The organism is Mycobacterium sp. shizuoka-1 (assembly GCF_002723835.1).
Taxonomy (GTDB): domain Bacteria; phylum Actinomycetota; class Actinomycetes; order Mycobacteriales; family Mycobacteriaceae; genus Mycobacterium.
Window position 1 is genome coordinate 20,700 of record NZ_BEWG01000009.1, and the last position, 20,524, is coordinate 41,223.

21 protein-coding genes are annotated in these 20,524 nt (G+C 68.1%); 9 read left to right on the forward strand and 12 right to left on the reverse strand.

Annotated features, from left to right (window positions below):
• Window positions 1-109 precede the first annotated feature (109 nt).
• The gene (locus tag MSZK_RS02335) at window positions 110-1,273 is read right to left on the reverse strand and encodes a TadA family conjugal transfer-associated ATPase (protein ID WP_099244432.1); all 1,164 of its coding nucleotides are present in this window, start codon (window positions 1,271-1,273) and stop codon (window positions 110-112) included.
• The gene (ssd, locus tag MSZK_RS02340; RefSeq protein ID WP_099244493.1) at window positions 1,270-2,349 is read right to left on the reverse strand and encodes a septum site-determining protein Ssd; all 1,080 of its coding nucleotides are present in this window, start codon (window positions 2,347-2,349) and stop codon (window positions 1,270-1,272) included. The genes MSZK_RS02335 and ssd overlap by 4 nt, the downstream gene beginning before the upstream one ends.
• 434 nt (window positions 2,350-2,783) lie before the next feature.
• Between ssd and MSZK_RS02345 the strand changes: the two genes are divergently transcribed.
• Window positions 2,784-3,626, forward strand: a complete 843-nt coding sequence (locus tag MSZK_RS02345) for an HAD-IB family hydrolase (protein ID WP_199203163.1) — start codon at window positions 2,784-2,786, stop codon at window positions 3,624-3,626.
• 368 nt (window positions 3,627-3,994) lie between these two features.
• Here the strand turns inward: MSZK_RS02345 and MSZK_RS02355 are convergent, their stop codons facing one another.
• Entirely contained in the window at window positions 3,995-4,741 is a 747-nt protein-coding gene (locus MSZK_RS02355) for an oxidoreductase (RefSeq protein WP_099244497.1), read from the reverse strand.
• Window positions 4,742-4,877: 136 nt separating this feature from the next.
• Here MSZK_RS02355 and acs point away from each other — a divergent pair, with 136 nt between their 5' ends.
• Window positions 4,878-6,839, forward strand: a complete 1,962-nt coding sequence (gene acs, locus MSZK_RS02360; protein ID WP_199203158.1) for an acetate--CoA ligase — start codon at window positions 4,878-4,880, stop codon at window positions 6,837-6,839.
• A 1-nt stretch (window position 6,840) separates the two neighbouring features.
• Here the strand turns inward: acs and MSZK_RS02365 are convergent, their stop codons facing one another.
• Window positions 6,841-7,569 carry a S1 family peptidase gene (locus MSZK_RS02365; RefSeq protein WP_199203159.1) on the reverse strand — a complete coding sequence of 243 codons (729 nt, stop codon included), beginning with the start codon at window positions 7,567-7,569 and terminating at the stop codon, window positions 6,841-6,843.
• Window positions 7,570-7,715: 146 nt separating this feature from the next.
• On the opposite strand from MSZK_RS02365, the gene MSZK_RS02370 reads away from it, so the two are divergent.
• Window positions 7,716-8,228, forward strand: coding sequence for a phage holin family protein (locus MSZK_RS02370; protein WP_099244436.1), 513 nt, complete (start codon window positions 7,716-7,718; stop codon window positions 8,226-8,228).
• The gene (locus tag MSZK_RS02375; RefSeq protein ID WP_371411274.1) at window positions 8,228-9,178 is read left to right on the forward strand and encodes an alpha/beta fold hydrolase; all 951 of its coding nucleotides are present in this window, start codon (window positions 8,228-8,230) and stop codon (window positions 9,176-9,178) included. Before MSZK_RS02370 ends, MSZK_RS02375 begins: the two co-directional genes overlap by 1 nt.
• On the opposite strand, the gene marP is transcribed toward MSZK_RS02375, so the two are convergent.
• From marP to nth, 4 genes are read right to left on the reverse strand one after another with little or no spacing between them, the layout of a single operon-like run.
• Complete coding sequence (gene marP / locus MSZK_RS02380) at window positions 9,171-10,358, reverse strand: acid resistance serine protease MarP (protein ID WP_099244440.1); 1,188 nt, start codon at window positions 10,356-10,358, stop codon at window positions 9,171-9,173. The genes MSZK_RS02375 and marP overlap by 8 nt on opposite strands.
• Window positions 10,355-11,131, reverse strand: coding sequence for a CoA pyrophosphatase (locus MSZK_RS02385; RefSeq protein ID WP_099244442.1), 777 nt, complete (start codon window positions 11,129-11,131; stop codon window positions 10,355-10,357). Before MSZK_RS02385 ends, marP begins: the two co-directional genes overlap by 4 nt.
• Window positions 11,132-11,154: 23 nt before the next feature.
• Window positions 11,155-11,796, reverse strand: coding sequence for a TlpA disulfide reductase family protein (locus MSZK_RS02390; RefSeq protein WP_099244444.1), 642 nt, complete (start codon window positions 11,794-11,796; stop codon window positions 11,155-11,157).
• Between the two features lie 20 nt (window positions 11,797-11,816).
• The gene (nth, locus tag MSZK_RS02395; protein ID WP_199203164.1) at window positions 11,817-12,497 is read right to left on the reverse strand and encodes an endonuclease III; all 681 of its coding nucleotides are present in this window, start codon (window positions 12,495-12,497) and stop codon (window positions 11,817-11,819) included.
• Between the two features lie 231 nt (window positions 12,498-12,728).
• Here nth and MSZK_RS02400 point away from each other — a divergent pair, with 231 nt between their 5' ends.
• Both MSZK_RS02400 and crp read left to right on the forward strand, forming a co-directional pair.
• Window positions 12,729-13,028, forward strand: coding sequence for a hypothetical protein (locus MSZK_RS02400; RefSeq protein ID WP_099244446.1), 300 nt, complete (start codon window positions 12,729-12,731; stop codon window positions 13,026-13,028).
• A gap of 98 nt (window positions 13,029-13,126) precedes the next feature.
• Window positions 13,127-13,801 (forward strand): cAMP-activated global transcriptional regulator CRP, encoded by a 675-nt coding sequence (gene crp / locus MSZK_RS02405; RefSeq protein ID WP_005138643.1) that lies wholly within the window; start codon window positions 13,127-13,129, stop codon window positions 13,799-13,801.
• A gap of 48 nt (window positions 13,802-13,849) precedes the next feature.
• Here crp and MSZK_RS02410 read toward each other — a convergent pair whose 3' ends face one another.
• From MSZK_RS02410 to MSZK_RS31855, 3 genes are read right to left on the reverse strand one after another with little or no spacing between them, the layout of a single operon-like run.
• Window positions 13,850-14,662 carry an MBL fold metallo-hydrolase gene (locus tag MSZK_RS02410; protein WP_099244448.1) on the reverse strand — a complete coding sequence of 271 codons (813 nt, stop codon included), beginning with the start codon at window positions 14,660-14,662 and terminating at the stop codon, window positions 13,850-13,852.
• Complete coding sequence (locus tag MSZK_RS02415) at window positions 14,659-15,114, reverse strand: RidA family protein (RefSeq protein WP_102869250.1); 456 nt, start codon at window positions 15,112-15,114, stop codon at window positions 14,659-14,661. The genes MSZK_RS02410 and MSZK_RS02415 overlap by 4 nt, the downstream gene beginning before the upstream one ends.
• A complete protein-coding gene (locus MSZK_RS31855) occupies window positions 15,111-15,272 on the reverse strand; it encodes a DUF4177 domain-containing protein (protein ID WP_005138621.1) in 162 nt (53 codons plus the stop codon). Before MSZK_RS31855 ends, MSZK_RS02415 begins: the two co-directional genes overlap by 4 nt.
• A gap of 62 nt (window positions 15,273-15,334) precedes the next feature.
• Between MSZK_RS31855 and MSZK_RS02420 the strand changes: the two genes are divergently transcribed.
• Window positions 15,335-16,357, forward strand: coding sequence for an ArsA-related P-loop ATPase (locus MSZK_RS02420; RefSeq protein WP_099244452.1), 1,023 nt, complete (start codon window positions 15,335-15,337; stop codon window positions 16,355-16,357).
• A 67-nt stretch (window positions 16,358-16,424) separates the two neighbouring features.
• A complete protein-coding gene (locus tag MSZK_RS02425) occupies window positions 16,425-17,561 on the forward strand; it encodes an ArsA family ATPase (RefSeq protein ID WP_099244454.1) in 1,137 nt (378 codons plus the stop codon).
• 60 nt (window positions 17,562-17,621) lie between these two features.
• Here MSZK_RS02425 and MSZK_RS02430 read toward each other — a convergent pair whose 3' ends face one another.
• Window positions 17,622-17,975 carry a WhiB family transcriptional regulator gene (locus tag MSZK_RS02430; RefSeq protein ID WP_099244456.1) on the reverse strand — a complete coding sequence of 118 codons (354 nt, stop codon included), beginning with the start codon at window positions 17,973-17,975 and terminating at the stop codon, window positions 17,622-17,624.
• A 292-nt stretch (window positions 17,976-18,267) separates the two neighbouring features.
• Between MSZK_RS02430 and ponA2 the strand changes: the two genes are divergently transcribed.
• Window positions 18,268-20,524, forward strand: a 2,257-nt coding sequence (gene ponA2 / locus MSZK_RS02435) for a transglycosylase/D,D-transpeptidase PonA2 (protein WP_233211078.1), incomplete at its 3' end; no start/stop codon positions are given.

A 20,524-nucleotide genomic window follows, 5' to 3' on the forward strand; every position in this document is an offset into this window, starting at 1 on the left:
GGACCCCGCACCCGGGCCCGGGGAGTCGACAGCCCCAGCCGCCGGCGCGGCGGCGGAGGCGCGGCCACCACGGCGAGCGCCAACAGTACGGCGGCCAGCGGTATCCCGGTCACGTCCGGCGCTCCGCGATCAGGGTCTCCAGCTGCTGTCGACCGGGCTGCCAGCCCCGCTCGGCATGCCAGGCGCTCACCGCGTGCACATCACCGGAGTCTTTGCGGCACAACACCGCAACCTCGCTGAGCCGGCGGGCGCCGTCCCGGCCCCGGCCCACGTGAACCACCACCTGGACCGCCGCGGCCAGTTGGCTGTGCAGCGCGGCGCGATCGAGCCCGCCGAGCGCGGCGAGCGCCTCCAGGCGCGCCGGTACTTCGGCCGGGCTGTTGGCGTGCACGGTGCCTGCTCCGCCGTCGTGGCCGGTGTTCAACGCGGTCAACAGATCGACGACCTCGGCGCCGCGCACCTCGCCGACGACGATCCGGTCGGGGCGCATCCGCAGCGCCTGCCGGACCAGCTGCCGCAGAGTGACCTCGCCGGCACCTTCGACGTTGGCGGCGCGCGCGACCAACCGGACCAGGTGTGGATGGGCCGGTGCGAGTTCGGGTGCGTCTTCCACACACACGATGCGTTCGCTGTTCTCGACGGCGCCCAGCGCGGCCGCCAACAGCGTGGTCTTTCCGGCTCCGGTGCCGCCGGAGATCAGGAACGCCAACCTGGCCTCGATGAGGCCGGTGAGCAACCCGGCCGCCTCCGCCGTGATCGCACCGGCCGCGATCAACGCGGCGAGGTCCTGGGTAGCCGGCCGAAGGATCCGCAACGACAGACAGGTCCCGCCGGCGGCGACGGGCGGCAGGACCGCGTGCAGGCGCACGGAGAACTCCCCGATGCCGAGCCCGGTGAGCTGACCGTCGACCCACGGCTGGGCATCATCGAGCCGGCGGCCGGCCGTCACCGCGAGTCGTTGCGCCAGCCGGCGGACCGCCGCCTCGTCGGCAAACCGCACCGCGGTCAGGCGCAGGCCGCTGCCGTCGTCGATCCACACCGCGTCCGGAGCGGTGACCAGAACGTCGGTGGCGCCGGGCGCGCGCAACAGCGGCTCCAAGATGCCGGCGCCGGTGAGCTCGGTCTGCAACACGCGAAGGTTGGTCAGCATCTCGGTGTCGCCGAGCACTCCCCCGGCTTCGGCGCGGATCGCGGCAGCAACCGCCGTCGGCCGCAACGACGACGACTCCGCGGCCAGTCGCTCGCGGACCCGGTCGACCAGTGAGGTGCTCACGCCACCCGCTCCCGGACACCGGGTGTCACGACCGACGGCACCATCGCCAACACGGTGCGGGCGGCCCGGGCCAACGGCGATCGCCGCCGTAGCCGCAACCCACCTTGCTCGAGGCGCTCGACGAGCATGGGCTCAGGGCGCATCGCGGCGAGCAGCGGCAGTCCCGCGACCTCGGCCGCGTCGGCGGCCCGCAGTCCGCCCGGGGCCGGCCCGCGGACCACCAGCCCGACGTTCGGAGTGAACCCGCGTAGCACCGGGCTCAGTGCCGCGGCGGCAGCGACGCCGCGGACATCGCATGTGGTGATCACCACCACCAGATCGGCACAGTCGAGGGTGCCGGTGGCCGCCGGCGTCATTCGTCTCGGCACGTCGCAGATCACCCATGTGGCGCCGCGCCGGCCGGCATCGACGATCGCCTCGACCGCCCCGGCCTCCGGCTCGTGGCCGCGCCGCGCACCCGAGAGCACACTGATCCCGCGGTGGTTGGGCAGGGCGTCCCGGACCGCCGCCCAGGCCAGCCGGCCGCCCTGCAGGCTCAGATCGGGCCAGCGCAGGCCGGGCGCCGACTCACTGCCCATGAGCAGGTCGATCCCGCCGGCCCAGGGGTCCAGGTCGACGAGCAACGACCCCGAGGCGACATGTGCGAGCGCCCCGGCGAAGGTGGAGGCACCAGCTCCGCCGCGACCGCCGATCACCGCGATCACCCGGCCGGTCCGCGGTCCCTCTCGCGCGGCCTCGGCCGCCTCGGCGAGATGCCGGACCAGCTCACCGTCTTGGTCTGGAAGTGCACAAACATGCTGAGCGCCAACGGCCATCGCGGCCGCCCAGGTCGGTGGGTCGGGTTTCCGTGCCACGATCAGGATCACACCGTCGCGCCGCGGCAGGCCACCGGCCGCACACTGCCGCGCCGCGTCTTCGTCGAGCAGGATCGCGACCGCGGCCGACCACGCCTTGCGCGTCGGCGGAACGGACGCCGGCACTTGGCGCAGACCGGCCGCGGCGGCCACCCGGTCGGCCTGCTCGCGTAGTTGGGGGTCGTCGACTCCGGTCAGGACCGCCCCTGCAGTGCTGCTCACCGGTCCACCGTCGGATGCCCGGCCGCAGAACGCCAGCCGCCCCGCGGCGCAACTGTGGATGAACGCGGGTGTGGGGATGAAGGGTCGGGTCACAGGGACGCACGAACGTGATCCCGGCAACCATTCTCGTGTTTGCCGGGACCGACCGAAATTTCTTACCCTGAAAAAGGGACGACCCCCGCCAGGGGGGGAGGAGGCGGAGGTCGTCGTGTATCAGCCCCGGGGGGTCGGGCTGATGCACACCCGGCATAAGCCGAGTAATACTTACTATACACACGACAATGTGCAGTCGCGCAAGTGTTGCTACCACTTCGAAACCATGTATTCGCTGTGAAAATGCAGGGTACGACAGGTGGCGTGGCCTGCCACTTTATCGTCGCCGCCCGATCGGCATCGGCACGAGCCCTATCCTGGGTGGCGTGACCGTCCCCGCCTTGGCTGCCGACCAGCCAAGCGATCCCCGGCCCCGGCCGACACCCGAGAATCCGTCGCGCACCGCAGCATTCTTCGACCTCGACAAGACCGTCATCGCCAAGTCCAGCACGCTGGCTTTCAGCAAACCCTTCTTCGCTCAGGGCTTACTGAACCGACGGGCGGTACTCAAGTCCAGCTATGCCCAGTTCCTCTTTCTCATGTCGGGAGCCGATCGCGATCAGATGGACCGAATGCGTTCGTACGTCACCGCGATGAGCGCCGGCTGGGATGTCGAACAGGTCAGGGCCATCGTCACCGAGACCCTGCACGACATCGTCGATCCGCTGGTCTTTGCCGAGGCGGCTGAGCTGATCGCCGACCATCGGCTGTGCGGCCGGGACGTGGTGATCGTCTCGGCATCCGGTGAGGAGATCGTCGCGCCGATCGCCCGGGCGTTGGGCGCCACCCACGCGATGGGCACTCGGATGGTCGTCGAGGACGGCAAGTACACCGGCGAGGTTGCCTTCTATTGCTACGGCGAGGCCAAGGCCGCGGCCATCCGCGAGCTCGCTGCGCTGGAGGGCTACCCGCTCGAACACTGCTACGCCTATTCGGATTCGATCACCGACCTACCGATGCTGCAGTCCGTCGGTCATCCCACGGTGGTCAACCCCGACCGCGCGTTGCGCAAGGAAGCCATCGCCCAGGACTGGCCGGTGCTGGCTTTCTCGCGACCGGTCCCGTTGCGGGACCGCATCCCGGCACCGTCGGGCGCCGCGGTCGCCACCACTGCCGCATTGGGAATCAGCGCGTTGGCCGCAGGAGCGTTGACCTACTCCGTATTACGGCGGTTGTCCTTCTAGCGACCAATCCGTTGCCGACTAACCCTTGCTGTGACCGGGGTCACGGAGTACAAAGGAAGCACGGACGCCTGGCAAGGCCAAGACAGCACCGGAAGAGAAGGTACTGCCTCCCAACCCAAGCGCCCCAGCACGGTTCCCGGCACCCACGCGGAGCACGCCGCGATAATGGCAGAAGTGTTGCGGGCCTGCGTAATTGCGAAAAGCGGTCGGACATAACGTCCCCTTGGGTGGGGATGTCAACGAAGCGCAGCGCACAAGCGCCGAGGCCAACCCACGCAGCCCACCTGGCACGCTTGGTAACCGGAGCACCGTGCTAGCGGGCGGCGAGCCGAAGAAATTCGGAACGCCGCCCGCTTTCGCTGTCTTGCTTACTTCGCGGCCGCGTCGGCGATCGACATCGCCTCTCGCGCACCGTCTTCCAGCGCCTGGCAGCACATCAGCAGCCAGGCGCCGACCGCTTCCGGCGCGCCGGTGGCGAACGCACGGGCACTCGACCGGTACTCCTCGGAGCGCCGCATCCAGTAGACCTCCGGCACCCCGAGACCGTGCGGATCCAAACCGGTGGCCATGGTGACGAGGCGCGACACCGCGCGGGCCACGACACCGTCACCGGCGCCGAACGGCGCCAGGGTCAGCAGTTCGCCGTGCACGACGGCGGCCAGCACCGGTGCCGGCGCAGTGCTGGCGCCGGTCACCAGCCGGGTGACCAGATCGAGCCGGGCGGCGACTTCGGGGTCCGGTCGCGGCCGGCCGAGTAACTCCTCGTCGATCAGGTCGGCCGCCGCCAGCGCGTGCAGCCGGGCAAGGGCCTGTAGCGGGGCGCGCTGCCAGACGCCGACGAGGTTGGTGGTGCCGCCTTCCAGTGCCTGGCCGACCCGCAGGGCACCGGCCAGGATCGGGTCGTTGGGCTCGACACCGGAGCCGTCGAGTTGCACCGCACCGCCCTCGAGAGCCGAGGACGACCTCGCCCCGCGTACCGCCGACTCCGCCGCGGTGACCGGCCAATTCCGCAGATTCGTCCGGTGCCGGTGCGCCTTCGCCAAGGCGTCGCGCGCGGACTCGGCGGCCTCGGCCACGCCGGGGAGATCCAGCAGCGGGGCCAGCAGATCACTCACACCGGCCACGCTATCGCGGCGGGGAGTCAACCATTAACCGGGTCGTCGCCCGCCGTTCGGCGCGCGACACGAACCGCCCGCCGACGAATGTGACGTGCCAACGCCGATGCAACGTTCGGTGACTACGCTCACAGGCATGACCGAGGCGCACACCGAAGTTCCGTCATGCTATCCACCGTCGGCCGATTTCGCCGCCACCGCCAACGCCACGGCGGACCTCTACGACGAGGCCGAAGCCGACCGGTTGGCGTTCTGGGCCACTCAAGCCAACCGGTTGTCGTGGGAGACGCCGTTCACCGAGGTGCTCGACTGGTCGCAGGCCCCGTTCGCGAAGTGGTTCGTCGGCGGCAAGCTGAACGTCGCCTACAACTGCGTCGACCGCCACGTCGAGGCCGGCAACGGCGACCGGGTGGCCATCCACTGGGAGGGCGAACCGGTCGGCGACTCCCGGGTGTTGACCTATGCGCAGCTCAAGGACGAAGTCTGCAAGGCAGCCAACGCGCTGACCGACCTGGGTCTGACCGCCGGTGACCGGGTGGCGATATATATGCCGATGGTTCCCGAGGCGATCGTGGCCATGCTGGCCTGTGCGCGCCTCGGCGTCATGCACAGCGTGGTGTTCGCCGGCTTCTCGGCCGCGGCTCTGCGGGCCCGCGTCGAGGACGCCGAGGCCAAGCTGGTCATCACCACCGACGGCCAGTACCGCCGCGGAAACGCGGTGTCGCTCAAGGAAGCTGTCGACGAGGCGGTCAAGGGGCAAGATTGCGTGCAGCACGTTCTGGTGGTGCGCCGCACGGGCATCGACGTGAACTGGACCGACGGCCGGGATCTGTGGTGGCACGAGACGGTGGATTCCGCCTCCACCGACCACACGCCCGAGGCGTTCGACTCCGAACAACCGCTGTTCCTGCTGTACACCTCCGGCACCACGGGTAAGCCGAAGGGCATCATCCACACCTCCGGCGGCTACCTGACCCAGGCGTCCTACACCCATTACAACGTCTTCGACATCAAGCCGGAGAAGGACATCTATTGGTGCACAGCCGATATCGGCTGGGTGACCGGTCACACCTACATCGTGTACGGGCCACTGTCCAACGGTGCGACCCAGGTGGTCTACGAGGGCACGCCGGCCTCCCCGGATGAGCACCGCCACTTCCAGGTCATCGAAAAGTACGGTGTGACAATCTATTACACCGCACCAACGTTGATCCGGACGTTCATGAAGTGGGGCCGCGAGATCGCATTCACCCACGATCTGTCCAGCCTGCGCCTGCTCGGTTCGGTCGGCGAGCCGATCAACCCGGAGGCCTGGCGGTGGTACCGCCTGGTGTTCGGCGCCGACGCGACGCCGATCGTGGACACCTGGTGGCAGACCGAGACCGGGGCGATCATGATCTCGCCGCTCCCCGGCGTGACCGACTGCAAGCCCGGTTCGGCGATGCGTGCACTGCCGGGCATCTCGGCCAAGATCGTCGACGACGACGGAAATGAGTTGCAGCCCAGCCCCGATCACGGTGAACACGTCACCGGCTATCTCGTGCTGGACAAGCCCTGGCCGTCGATGCTGCGCGGCATCTGGGGCGACCCCGAGCGGTTCCGGGACACCTACTGGGCGCGCTTCGCCGAGCAGGGCTGGTATTTCGCCGGCGACGGCGCGCGGTACGGCAGTGACGGCGAGGTGTGGGTGCTCGGCCGCATCGACGACGTGATGAACGTGTCGGGACACCGGATTTCGACCGCGGAGGTGGAGTCTGCGCTCGTCGGGCATGCCGGGGTCGCCGAGGCGGCCGTCGTCGGCGCCTCGGACGACACCACCGGGCAGGCGATCTGCGCGTTCGTCATCTTGAAGGCGCACCACGCCGAGATGTCGAGCAATCAGATGGTCGACGAGCTGCGCGCCGAGGTGGCCCGGGAGATCTCCCCGATCGCCAAGCCGCGCGAGATCCACGTCGTGCCGGAGCTGCCCAAGACCCGTAGCGGCAAGATCATGCGGCGGCTGCTGCGCGACGTCGCGGAGGGACGCGAACTGGGCGACACCTCGACATTGGTGGATCCGACGGTGTTCGAGGCGATCCGGGCCAGCAAGTCGAACTAGCCTAGGCCGGGCCGATGACGTCCTGTGTCGGGACGAACCCGGTGCCGGGGCGGTTCTTCGAGGCGACATCGCCCAGGATGGCGTTGATCGACATCGTCACCGCGGGTGTGTGCAGCGGGATGAACTTCACGACGCAGGTCGGGAGGTCTTCGCTGAACGCGCCGTGGATCATGCCGACCAGCTTGTTGTTGACCGTCACCGGCGCACCGGAATCGCCGGGCTGGCCGCACACCTGATTGACGATGGTGCCGGGATCCTGTCCCGGCCCCCAGGTCACCCCGCACGAGTAGCCGGTGGTGCGGCCCAGCTTGCAGGCGACCTCGCCGAACGTCGGGTCCGGGCCGATGCCGTCGATCACGAAGCCCTTGTAGTTCGAGACAGGCGCTACCTTGGCGGGGTCGAAGCGGATCACCGCGTAGTCGAGGTTGTCGTTACCGGCGACCATCGTGCCGATGACGCCGTCGTCCGGGCGTTCCTCGGAGCCGACCTGGGCGCCCGGCCCGCCGCAGTGCGCGGAGGTGAAGCCGATGAGCGCGCCGGTGTTGTCGGTGCCGATCGCGGTCAGTGTGCAGTAGGTGTCGCCGTTGACGACGATGCCCGCCCCGCCGCCCATCGGTACCTTGCCGTCGGCGGTCGCGATCGGCGCCAGGCCGCCGGCCAGCGCGACGAGGGCGCCGAAGACCGCGCTGAACGCCCTCGCGTTGAGCCACACACGCTGTGCGGTCGTCACTGGCAACCTCCATCGACCATCCACCCCGACACGGCGAGTCTAGCGTGGTCACACCCGTAACTTGCGTAACACGTCAGTGGGTATCCGGCTGCGAGCCCGGCATGGCAACATGAACCGCGACGACAGCGAACAGTTGGAGGACAGCCGTGAGCAATGGCGATCGCACAACCGGGGTACCCACCACCGTCACCTCGATCCCGCTGGTGGACCCGAACGCGATACCTGCCAATCCCTCCATCGGTGATTTGGTCAAGGACGCCACCACACAGGTGTCGACCCTTGTTCGCGCCGAGGTCGAGCTGGCCAAGGCGGAGATCACCCGCGACGTGAAGAAGGGCCTGACCGGCAGCGTCTTCTTCATCCTCGCGCTGGTGGTGCTGTTCTACTCGACCTTCTTCCTGTTCTTCTTCCTCGCCGAACTGCTCGACACCTGGCTGTGGCGCTGGGTGGCCTTCCTGATCGTGTTCCTGCTGATGGTGGTGACCACTGCGGTGTTCGCCCTGCTGGGATACCTCAAGGTGCGCCGGATCCGAGGACCGCAGCAGACCATCGAATCGGTCAGGGAAACCCGCGACGCGCTGACCCCGGGCCATGACAAGGCCGCCGACAAGGTGGTCGCCTCGAGCAGCACACCGCCCAAAGACCCCTCTGGTTGGTGATGACCGACCCGTCGGTCACCCGCATCGCCGGCCCGTGGCGCCATTTCGACGTCCACGCCAACGGGATCCGTTTCCACTGTGTCGAGGCACGCGGCGACGCCGAATCGGCGGCCGGCATGTCGCGGCCGTTGGTGATCCTGCTGCACGGTTTCGGTTCGTTCTGGTGGTCCTGGCGCCATCAGCTCCACGGCCTGTCCGGTGTCCGGCTGGTGGCCGTCGACCTACGCGGCTACGGCGGCACCGACAAGCCGCCCCGCGGCTATGACGGCTGGACGCTGGCCGGAGACACCGCCGGGCTGATCCGCGCACTCGGACACAGTTCGGCGACGCTGATCGGGCACGCCGACGGCGGGCTGGTCTGCTGGGCGACGTCGGTGTTGCACTCCCGGATGGTGCGGGCCATTGCGCTGGTGAGCTCCCCCCACCCGGCCGCTCTGCGAGCATCCGCGCTGACCCGTCGCGATCAAGGCCGCGCCCTGCTGCCGACGCTGCTGCGCTACCAGACGCCGATGTGGCCCGAACGGGCATTGACACGGCACAATGCCGAGGCGCTCGAGCACCTGGTGCGAAGCCGCGCATCGGGCAAATGGCTTGCCTCGGAGGATTTTTCGGAGACGATTGCGCATATGCGGCAAGCGATTCAGATTCCATCGGCGGCGCATTCGGCGCTGGAATACCAGCGGTGGGCGGTGCGCAGCCAATTCCGCAGCGAGGGTTGGCGATTCATGAAATCAATGGATCGCCAGCTCGACGTCCCGCTGCTGCATCTTCGCGGCGACGCCGACCCCTACGTGCTCGCCGATCCCGTCGACCGCACCCAGCACTATGCGCCGCGGGGCCGGTTCGTGTCGGTGGCCGGCGTCGGGCATTTCGCCCACGAGGAAGCTCCGGAGGAAGTCAACGAGCAGCTGCGCCGATTCCTCGACCAGGTGCGCGGCCCCCTCAGGTGACGCAGGCCCCGGTGGGCACCTTCTCCCGGTTGCCGATCTTCGCCAGCTGACGGGATACCTCGTTGGCGGTCATCACGAAACCGGTGTCGTTGTCGTCGACCGCTGCCCCGAACACCACGCCGAGGACCTGACCGGCCCGGTTGATCATCGGCCCGCCGGAATTACCCTGGCGCACAGTGCCTCTGATCGTGTAAACCTCGCGGTTCACCGTGGTCGTGCGGTAGATGTCCGGACCGTTGAGCTCGATGGTCTCGCGTACACGAGCCGGGGTGGCCGCGAACTCGCCACCACCGGGGTAACCCAGAACCACCGCATCGGTGCCGGACTTGGCGGGCTGCTCGGCGAACACCAGCGGCTGCTGGGGCAGATTCGGCACGTCCAGGATCGAGATGTCTTCCTTGGGGTCATAGGACACCACGGTCGCGGGATATTCCTGCCCCTCGGCGTCGACGGTGACGCTGTCGGAGCCGGCGACCACGTGGGCGTTGGACATCACCCGGTTGGGGGCGATCACGAAACCGGTGCCCTCCAAGACTTTCTGACACTCCGGGGCGACACCGCGGATCTTCACCACGCTGGGCCTGGCGTTGGCGACGACGAGGCTGTCGGCCAGCGAGGTGTCCGGGGCATCGACCGCCTGGATGGGGGTACGGCCGAACGGCTCCAGCACGTCGGGCAGCCCGGAGGTACGCAGCAGTGCCGCCATCCGCTTCGGCACGGTCTTGAGCCACTCGGGGGCGTACTTGTCCACTTCGGCAAGAACTTTCGAGCCCCGGGTGGCCGCCGCCAGGTTGGGTTGATCGGATGACGTGAGCGGGCTGGCCAGCAGCCAGGCCGCAACCATCACCACCACCAGTTGCAGTGCCACGCCGATCACCGAGTCGACCGTGCGCACCGTGCGGTTGCGTATCGCGCCGCGCACCGCGCGGCCGAGAACCACACCCGCCACCTCGCCGACCACCACCAGCGCCAGGATCAAGAACAGCGCGGCAAACAGCTTGCCCCGCGGCGAACTGATGTGGCTGACGATGTGGGGGGCCAGCATGACCCCGGCGATGGCACCGAGGACCACGCCCACGAACGACATCAGGGAGCCCAACGCGCCGGACCGCCAGCCCGAGATGGCCGCGACGAACGCCACAGCCACCACGGCGATGTCCAGCCATTGCGAACTCGTCACAGAGGCTCCTCACTGCTTCCCACGAGCGCCATCGCCTCGTCCACCTCACGGACGTCGTCGATGTTCCACGGTTGCGACCACCCGGCCACGTCGAGCATCGCCGAGATTACGTGGCCGGTGAATCCCCACACCAGCATCTGATTGAGCAGGAAAGCTGGCCCGGCGAAACGGCGACCCGCCCCGGTGCGGTACACCATCAGCCGATTCTCGGGATTGATGAACGCACGCACCGGAACCCGCGCGACGATCGCCGTCTCTGCCTGGTCGACGACGGCTACCGGGCCAGGATCGGGCGAGTAGGCCAGTACCGGCACCACATGAAAACCGGAGGGCGGGATGAACATTCGCTCCAGAGTGGCCAGCGGATGCAACCGGCCCGGGTCAATGCCGGTCTCTTCCTGGGCTTCTCGCAGGGCCGTGGCGACCGGCCCGGCATCGCCGGGATCCACCGCGCCGCCGGGGAAGGCCGCCTGGCCGGCGTGATGACGCAACGTGCCGGCTCGCACGGTCAAGAGCAGATCGGCGTCGTCGGGCAGCGCTCCGCTTGGATGCTCGGAGCCCGGCCCGGAGAACAACACCAGCACTGCCGCATCCCGCCCGCCGGTGCCGGTAGCTTTGGCTTCGGTGACCGCGGCCAGCAGTTCAGAAGGAACCTTGCGGCGATACGCCTGTGGCACCTGGTCGACGTTGTCCACCAGCGGCGCCAGCCAGGGTGGCCGGTATTGCGGGGTGAGCGCAACCGCTCCCGTCGAACGGGAGGAACCCTGCGTCACCGGAGCGTCTCTCTCATCTGTTGTCACTGCATTGCATTCTTCACCGCTGCGGCGATCTCGTCGGCACTGGTGAACGCTTGCGGCAGGATTTTGGCAACGCTACCGTCCGCCCGGAGGATCACCGTCGCGGGCATCACATTGGGCACGCTCAACGCCGCCGCGATCCGGCGCTGGCCGTCCTGCAATGTCGGAAGACGCACGCCGAGTTCGGCCAGCCGCAGCAGCGCGGCGGTTTCGTTCTCGTCCTGGTGCACCGTCACCACGGTGACGTCCGGGCCCACTCGGCGCTGGTAGTCCGCCATGGCCGGCAGTTCCTCGGCGCACGGCCCGCACCAATACGCCCAGAGGTTGAGCACCACCGGACGCCCGGCCAGCGCGCGGGCGACGTCGACGTTCGCGCCGTCGGCGGCGCATTCGACGACGACGCCGCGCAACTGCACCGGCCCGGGATTGTCGGCCGGGGCGGGGCACGGCGGCAGATCGGCGCGCGCGCGGGGTCCGGCCAGCGCCTCGGGCGTGTCGGCGTCGCGGTGGGTTCGGGGCGCCTGCATCCCCGGTGCGCCACCGCCGGCCCCGGACGGATCATCGAGGGAGACGACCAAGGCCCCGATCAGCACCGCGACCACGGCGAGCACCAGCAGCGTCCAGCGGGTCGAAGTCGTCATAAGTGCGAAGGCCGGGAGATCTACAGCCCGGCCAGCGCCAGCAGGTGCTCGGTCTCGGGTCCCTTCACCAGCGGGGCGGCGATCAGCGGATCGGTGGGTCCGAGCCCGAACGACGGGCAGTCCTTGGCCAGTACGCACACCCCGCACGCGGGCTTACGGGCGTGGCACACCCGGCGGCCATGAAAAATGACGCGATGACTCAGCAGGGTCCACTCACTGCGTTCGATCAGGTCGCCGACGACGTGTTCGACCTTGACCGGATCTTCTTCGGCGGTCCATCGCCACCGGCGCACGAGCCGCCCGAAGTGGGTGTCCACGGTGATGCCGGGGATGTCGAAGGCGTTGCCCAGGATCACATTGGCGGTCTTACGGCCCACTCCCGGAAGGGTGACCAGTTCGTCCATCGTGCGCGGCACCTCGCCGTCGAACCGCTCCACCAGCTCCTGGCCGAGCCGGATCAGCGAGTTGGCCTTGTTGCGGTAGAAGCCGGTGGGCCGGATCAGTTCCTCGAGTTCGGCGCGGTCGGCCTGCGCGTAGTCCTTGGCGGTGCGGTACCGCTTGAACAGGGCCGGCGTGGTCAGGTTGACCCGCTTGTCGGTGGACTGCGCCGACAAGATCGTGGCGACGGTCAACTCCAGCGGATCGGTGAAGTCGAGCTCGCAATACACATGCGGGAACGCGACCGCCAGCGTGCGGTTCATCCGCCGGGCACGCCGGACCAGGCCCAGATGGGACTCCGAATCCCATTTCTTGGCCCCCACCGGCGCCGGTGCCGTGGCGGCCGCGCCGCCGCTCTTGCGCCTGGTCGGCGGGCTGTCCGTGGTCACGTTGCCAGGGTACTGACTCACCTCGGTGTTCCCTGCGTCGAGCCGCGGGCTGACCGGTGACAATTTGTAATCCCGCTGAGACCTTGCCCGTGTTTACTTTCCCCCGTGACCTGGTTGCTCGCGGTGTGTGTCCCCGGGCTGTTGATGCTCTCCACGTTCGGGTTACAGCGCCTCGAGACCGCGCTGCACACCGAACGCACCACCGCTGACGAAGTCACCGAGTTTCTGGAGCGGGCCGCAACAGCGGCACCCGTGCCGGCCCCGCCCAGAGCCGACACGCCGCCGCGGCAGGCCGAGGCGCCTTCCCGCCTGAGCGACGACGAGCCCGGTTTGCCCACGCGGTCATATGCCCATGCACGGCCCAATCCGCAGTTTCACCGGACTCAGTACGCCAATCGTGTGTAGCGTTGGCACGTCAAAAGACGGGCTACCACTAGACTGACCTTGCCCAGCAAGACAGCTGGCCTGCGGATTCAATATCGAAGAGTTTAAAGAGGGGCGACGTGGACGAGATCCTGGCCAGGGCCGGAATCTTCCAGGGTGTTGAACCCAGCGCGGTGTCCGCGCTGACCAAACAGCTGCAGCCGGTGGACTTCCCGCGTGGACATACCGTCTTCGCCGAGGGCGAGCCCGGCGATCGGCTGTACATCATCATCTCCGGCAAGGTGAAGATCGGGCGCCGTTCGCCGGACGGGCGAGAGAACCTGCTGACCATCATGGGTCCGTCGGACATGTTCGGCGAGCTGTCGATCTTCGACCCGGGCCCGCGGACTTCCAGCGCCACCACGATCACCGAGGTGCGTGCGGTGTCGATGGACCGCGACGCGCTGCGGGCGTGGATCGCCGATCGCCCCGAGATCGCCGAGCAGTTGCTCCGGGTGTTGGCGCGCCGGCTTCGGCGCACCAACAACAACCTCGCCGACCTGATCTTCACCGACGTTCCCGGTCGGGTTGCCAAGCAGCTGCTGCAACTCGCTCAGCGCTTCGGCACCCAGGAGGGCGGCGCGCTGCGGGTCACCCACGACCTCACCCAGGAAGAGATCGCCCAGCTGGTGGGGGCGTCCCGGGAGACGGTCAACAAGGCACTGGCCGATTTCGCTCATCGCGGCTGGATCCGCCTGGAGGGCAAGAGCGTGCTGATCAGCGACAGCGAGCGGCTGGCCAGGCGAGCTCGTTAGCGATTTCGGCGCGGTTTCGTTCGCCCAGCGGCGGTTTCCGCGCCGAAATCACGCTCTGAGGTAGTCCAACTGGGCGCGCACCGATTTCTCGGCGGCGTCCCACAGCTCTTCATCGACGTCGGTGTAGACGTGCTCGACCACCTGTCGTGCGGTGGCGTCGTCGCCGAGCACCCGCAGGGCCTGACGTACCTGCTCGAGGCGCTCCTCGCGGTGTGCCAGATACATCGCCGTGACGGCAGCCAGATCGTCGAGTTCGGGTCCGTGTCCCGGAAGCACCGTCCGGCGACCCAACCCCTGTAGCCGGCGCAGTGAGTCCAGGTAGGCGATCAGGCTGCCGTCCTCGTCGTCGATGACGGTGGTGCCCCGGCCGAGCACGGTATCGGCGGTCAGCACCGGTCCGTTCCCGGAACTGCGCCTGCCGCCGGCACCGTCGACCAGGAAGCACAGCGAGTCCGCCGTGTGGCCCGGGGTGGCCATCACCGTGATGTGCAAGCCGGCCGCGTCGATGACTTCACCGTCGGTCAGCGGGCCGCCGAGGCCACGCAGGAATCCGCTGCCCACCGACCGCACGACCGCGCCGGTGCGATCCACCAGTGCGTCGATGCCGCCGGTGTGGTCTTCGTGCTTGTGGCTGATCAGCACCAGCGGGATCTTGCCCAGTTCGGCGAGCCTGCCGATGTGCTCATCATCGTCGGGACCTGGGTCGACGACCACCATCTCGTCGCTGCCCGGCGCGCGCAGCACCCAGGTGTTGGTGCCGTCGAGCGTCATGACGTTCGGGTTGTTGCACAGCAGGACAGAAGCCGAGACCGACGCTGTCTCCACGACAGGCCGCAGCACCCCGTACGCCGGATGGGTCATTCGACCTCGACGATGAGTTCGACCTCCACCGGTGCGTCCAACGGCAACTCCGAGACCCCGACCGCCGACCGGGCATGCGCCCCGGCCTCGCCGAACACCTCGCCGAGAAATTCCGAGGCTCCGTTGATCACCCCGGGCTGGCCGGTGAATCCGGGTGCCGAGGCCACGAAGCCGACCACCTTGACCACCTTGGTCAAGGTGTCCAGACCCACCAGCGCATCGACAGCCGCCAAAGCATTCAGCGCGCACAGCCGGGCGGCGTCCTTGGCCTGCTCGGCGCTCACGGCGGTGCCGACCTTGCCGGTGTAGATCAGGCTGCCGTCCTGCATCGGCAGCTGGCCGGCGGTATACACGAGACTGCCGGTCCGGACCGCCGGGACGTAGGCCGCCAGCGGCTTGACCACGGTCGGCAGGGTCAGCCCCAGGTCGGCGAGCCGCTGTGAATGGCTCACTTGGGCCGCTTCAGGTACGCCACATGCTGCTCGCCGGTGGGACCGGGAAGAACCGCGACCAGCTCCCAGCCGTCGGCACCCCACTGGTCGAGGATTTGCTTGGTCGCGTGGGTCAGCAGCGGAACCGTGGCGTATTCCCATGTCGTCGGTTGGCTCATGGCCGAAGCTTATCGCTCGGCACCAATGCCGCAGGGGCCCGCACAGGCTTGGCTAGCATGCTCTGATGGCGACCACACCGAGCGATGGCGGCTCCCCGGCCTGGCCTTCCCGTCTCACCAAAGCGCGCTTGCACTTTGTGACCGGCAAGGGAGGTACCGGCAAGACTACGGTCGCCGCTGCCCTGGCCCTGACCCTCGCAGCCGGGGGGCGCAAGGTTCTCCTCGTGGAAGTCGAAGGGCGCCAAGGCATTGCGCAGTTGTTCGATGTGCCGCCGTTGCCTTACGAGGAGCTGAAAATCGCCACCGCGGAAGGCGGTGGCCACGTGAACGCGCTGGCCGTCGACATCGAGGCGGCGTTCATGGAGTACCTGGAGATGTTCTACAACCTGGGCCTCGCGGGCCGCGCGATGCGCCGGATCGGCGCCATCGAGTTCGCGACGACGATCGCACCCGGCCTGCGCGACGTGCTGCTCACCGGCAAGATCAAGGAGTCGGTGGTGCGCCAGGGCGCCAACAAGAAGCCGGCGTATGACGCGATCGTCGTCGATTCTCCCCCGACCGGGCGCATCGCCCGCTTCCTCGACGTCACCAAGGCCGTCTCGGACCTGGCCAAGGGCGGCCCGGTGCATTCCCAGGCCGACGGTGTGGTCAAGCTCCTGCACTCAGAGCAGACCGCGATCCATCTGGTCACCCTGCTGGAGGCCTTGCCCATCCAGGAGACGATCGAGGCCATCGAGGAACTCGAAGAGCTGGGCCTGCCGATCGGCAGCGTGATCGTCAACCGCAACATCCCGCCGTTCCTGCCGCCCGCCGATCTCGCCAAGGCCGCCGAAGGCGACATCGACGCCGACGCGGTGCGGGCCGGACTCGACAAGGTCGGAATCACCTTGCCGGACGCCGACTTCGCCGGCCTGCTGACCGAGACCATCGAGCACGCCAGCCGGATCCGGGCCCGTACCGAAAGCGCCGAGCAGCTCGACCGCCTGCACGTACCCCGGCTGGAATTGCCCACCATCGCCGACGGCGTGGATCTGGGGAGCTTGTACGAATTGGCCGAAACGCTTGCAGAGCAAGGCGTTCGATGAGCCGTCGGATGAGCGAAGCGAAGAGGACACAACAGGCCGAAGCGAAAAGGACAATCGGAGTGAATCGATGAGCGGCGCACCTCCAGCACTCGACATGAAGTCGATCCTGGAAGACAAGTCCAACCGGGTCGTGGTGTGCTGCGGCGCGGGCGGTGTCGGCAAGACCACCACCGCCGCGGCGATGGCGCTGCGGGCCGCCGAGTACGGCCGCGCCGTCGTGGTGTTGACCATCGACCCCGCCAAGCGACTGGCACAAGCCTTGGGAATCAAGGAGCTCGGCAACACCCCGCAGCGGGTGCCGCTGGCCCCCGAGGTGCCCGGCGAGCTGCACGCGATGATGCTCGACATGCGCCGCACGTTCGACGAGATGGTGATCGAATACTCGGGAACCGAACGCGCACAAGCGATTCTGGACAACCAGTTCTATCAGACGGTGGCCACCTCATTGGCAGGCACGCAGGAATACATGGCCATGGAGAAGCTCGGCCAGTTGCTCGGCCAGGATCGCTGGGATCTGGTGGTGGTGGATACCCCGCCGTCGCGTAACGCGCTGGATTTCCTGGACGCACCCAAGCGGCTGGGCAGTTTCATGGACGGGAGGCTGTGGCGGTTGCTGCTGGCTCCCGGGCGCGGGTTCGGCCGCCTGGTCACCGGCGTGGTCGGCCTGGCGATGAAAGCCATGTCGACCATTCTGGGTTCGCAGATGCTGGCCGACGCCTCGGCCTTCGTGCAGTCGCTGGACTCCACCTTCGGCGGGTTCCGCGAGAAGGCCGACCGCACCTATGAGCTGCTCAAGCGGCGCGGCACCCAGTTCGTGGTGGTCTCGGCCGCCGAGCCGGACGCGCTACGAGAGGCATCGTTCTTCGTCGACCGGCTCTCCGAGGAGGGCATGCCGCTGGCCGGGCTGATCCTCAACCGGACTCACCCGACGCTGTGCGCGCTGACCGTGGAGCGGGCCATCGACGGGGTCCAGGACCTGGAAGCCGCCGGCGGAGACGACAACGGCAACCAGCTGGCCGCAGCGGTATTGCGCATCCACGCCGACCGGGCCCAGACCGCGAAGCGGGAAGTCCGGCTGCTGTCGCGGTTCACCGGCGCCAACCCGCATGTTGCGGTGGTGGGCGTGCCGTCGCTGCCGTTCGATGTGTCCGATCTGGACGCGCTGCAGGCGATTGCCGATCAGATCACGAGAGAGACCGCGTAGTCGCGGCTGATTGCCGGGTGCCCGGCTCGCCCCGGCGCCATCGGCGCCGGGGCCCGAAAGTTAGCTAACGCTGCGGTGCTTGCGCTGCGCGGCGAAGAATTCCGCCCAGGACACCACTTCCGGGTGCTGCTTGAGCAGTGCACGGCGCTGACGCTCGGTCATCCCGCCCCACACACCGAACTCCACGCGGTTGTCCAGCGCATCGGCGCCGCATTCGGCCATAACCGGGCAGTGCCGGCAGATCACGGCGGCCTTGCGCTGGGCCGCGCCGCGGACAAACAGCTCGTCGGGGTCGGTCGACCGGCACAAAGCCCGCGATACCCACGCGATCCGGGCTTCCCCGTCAACACCTTGGGCCGAACAGTTCAACAGCGCTGCGCTTGGCTTGCGAGCAGCGGTCCGAATACCTGACACCGACGATCCCCTTCGTCCGGCCGCTGCCGCGGCTGACAATCTTCAGGTGTAGGCCGCGTATGCGATCTACGCCACATCGCGACTCGGAGTGTTACCTGAATCGCACTGTCTGTTTAAGTTAGGTGGTCAGGTATCTTTTGCGCAACAGTTACATCACAGGTTTTTTGGGACGACCGTCCAGACCGATCATGAACTGGCATTTTCTGACTCCGCCGTCAATAGACCTCCGATATCATCGGCCCGCCAGGGGACGCAAAGCAAGACCTCGGGACCCCTAGTTACTCTGTTACCCATGTCGGAACGCCCTCCGGCCGGCGCGACGATCATCAAGCTGGCCTGGTGCTGCCTGTTGGCCAGCGTGATACTGGCTGCGCTGCTGTTTCCAGTGGTCGGCGGGGTGGGCCTGATGTCCAACCGGGCGTCGGACGTGGTGGCCAACGGCTCGGCCCAGCTGGTCGAGGGCGAAGTCCCCGCGGTGACGACGATGGTGGACGCCAAGGGCAACCCGATCGCGTGGCTCTACTCTCAGCGTCGCTTCGAGGTCCCCAGCGACAAAATCGCCGACACGATGAAGCTGGCAATCGTCTCGATCGAGGACAAGCGGTTTGCCGAACACAACGGCGTCGACTGGAAAGGCACCCTGACGGGCCTGGCCGGCTACGCCTCCGGTGATGTGGACACCCGCGGCGGCTCGACGATCGAGCAGCAGTACGTGAAGAACTACCAGCTGCTGGTGATCGCCCAGACCGACGCCGAGAAGCGGGCGGCCGTGGAGACCACCCCGGCGCGCAAGCTGCGCGAGATCCGGATGGCGCTGACCCTCGACAAGACGTTCACCAAGCCCGAGATCCTGACCCGCTACCTGAACCTGGTCAGCTTTGGCAATGGCGCGTTCGGCATCCAGGACGCCGCGCAGACCTACTTCGGGGTCGACGCCTCGCAGCTGAACTGGCAGCAGGCGGCGCTGCTGGCCGGGATGGTGCAGTCCACCAGCACGCTGAATCCCTACACCAATCCCGACGGCGCCCTTGCCCGCCGCAACCTGGTGCTGGACACGATGATCGAGAACGTGCCCGACAAGGCCGACGAGCTGCGGGCGGCCAAGCAGGAACCGCTGGGCATCCTGCCCCAGCCCAACGAGCTGCCCCGCGGCTGTATCGCCGCCGGCGACCGGGCCTTCTTCTGTGACTACGTGCAGGAGTATCTGGCCCGGGCCGGCATCAGCAAGGACCAGCTCGCCCGCGGCGGTTACCTGATCAAGACCACCCTGGATCCTGACGTGCAGAACTCGGTCAAATCGGCGGTCGACTCGCTCGCCGCACCGGACATCCAGGGCATCGCGAGCGTGATGAGTGTCGTGCTGCCGGGCAAGACCGCCCACCCGGTGGTCGCGATGGTCAGCAACCGGACCTACGGGCTGGACTCCGCTCTCGGGGAAACCATGCAGCCGCAGCCGTTTTCGCTCGCCGGCGACGGAGCCGGGTCGATCTTCAAGATTTTCACCACGGCGGCCGCCCTGGACATGGGGATGGGCATCAACGCCAACCTCGACGCCCCGGTTCGGTTCGAAGCCAAGGGTCTGGGCAGCGGCGGGGCCAAGGGCTGCCCGCGCGACACCTGGTGTGTCCAGAACGCGGGCAACTACCGCGGCTCGATGAGCGTGACCGACGCGTTGGCCACCTCACCCAACACCGCCTTCGCCAAGCTCATCTCCCAGGTTGGCGTCCAGCGCACGGTCGACATGGCGGTCAAGTTGGGTCTGCGCTCCTATGCCGAGCCGGGCACCGCGCGCCCCTACGAACCGGATACCAACGAGAGCCTCGCCGACTTCATCAAGCGCCAGAACCTGGGGTCCTTCACCCTGGGCCCGATCGAGGTGAACGCGCTCGAGCTGTCCAACGTGGCGGCGACCCTGGCCTCCAGCGGCACCTGGTGCCCGCCGAACCCCGTCGACAAGCTCTACGACCGCAACGGCAACGAGGTCTCGGTGACCACCGAGACCTGCGACCAGGTGGTGCCCGAAGGGCTGGCCAACACCCTGTCCAACGCGCTGAGCAAGGACGACATCAGCGGCACGGCCGCCGGGTCGGCCAGCTCGACGGGATGGAACCTGCCGATGTCGGGCAAGACCGGCACCACCGAGGCGCACCGCTCGTCGGGCTTCCTCGGTTACACCAACCGCTACGCGGCGGCGGCCTATATCTACGACGATTCGCCCAGCCCGTCGGATCTGTGCTCCTGGCCGCTGCGCCAGTGCGGTGACGGCAACCTCTACGGCGGCAACGAACCGGCCAAGACCTGGTTCACCGCGATGAAGCCGATCGCCGAGAGCTTCGGTGATGTCGCGTTGCCACCCACCGATCCGCGCTATGTCGACGGTGCGCCGGGCTCGCGCGTGCCCAGTGTGTCGGGCCTGCCCCAGAGCGCGGCGCGCGACCGCCTCAAGGACGCCGGCTTCCAGGTCGCCGACCAGGCCACCCCGATCAACAGCGCGGCGCCCGCGGGCGAGGTGGTCGGCACCTCGCCGAGCGGCCAGACCGTTCCCGGTT

Excerpts from the sequence above, each read along its gene's own strand:
- acs (WP_199203158.1), top strand. The coding sequence starts at position 4,878 with ATGACCGAGGCGCACACCGAAGTTCCGTCATGCTATCCACCGTCGGCC.
- MSZK_RS02375 (WP_371411274.1), top strand. The coding sequence starts at position 8,228 with ATGACCGACCCGTCGGTCACCCGCATCGCCGGCCCGTGGCGCCATTTC.
- MSZK_RS02390 (WP_099244444.1), bottom strand. The coding sequence starts at position 11,796 with ATGACGACTTCGACCCGCTGGACGCTGCTGGTGCTCGCCGTGGTCGCG.
- nth (WP_199203164.1), bottom strand. The coding sequence starts at position 12,497 with ATGAACCGCACGCTGGCGGTCGCGTTCCCGCATGTGTATTGCGAGCTC.
- MSZK_RS02410 (WP_099244448.1), bottom strand. The coding sequence starts at position 14,662 with ATGACCCATCCGGCGTACGGGGTGCTGCGGCCTGTCGTGGAGACAGCG.
- MSZK_RS31855 (WP_005138621.1), bottom strand. The coding sequence starts at position 15,272 with ATGAGCCAACCGACGACATGGGAATACGCCACGGTTCCGCTGCTGACC.
- MSZK_RS02425 (WP_099244454.1), top strand. The coding sequence starts at position 16,425 with ATGAGCGGCGCACCTCCAGCACTCGACATGAAGTCGATCCTGGAAGAC.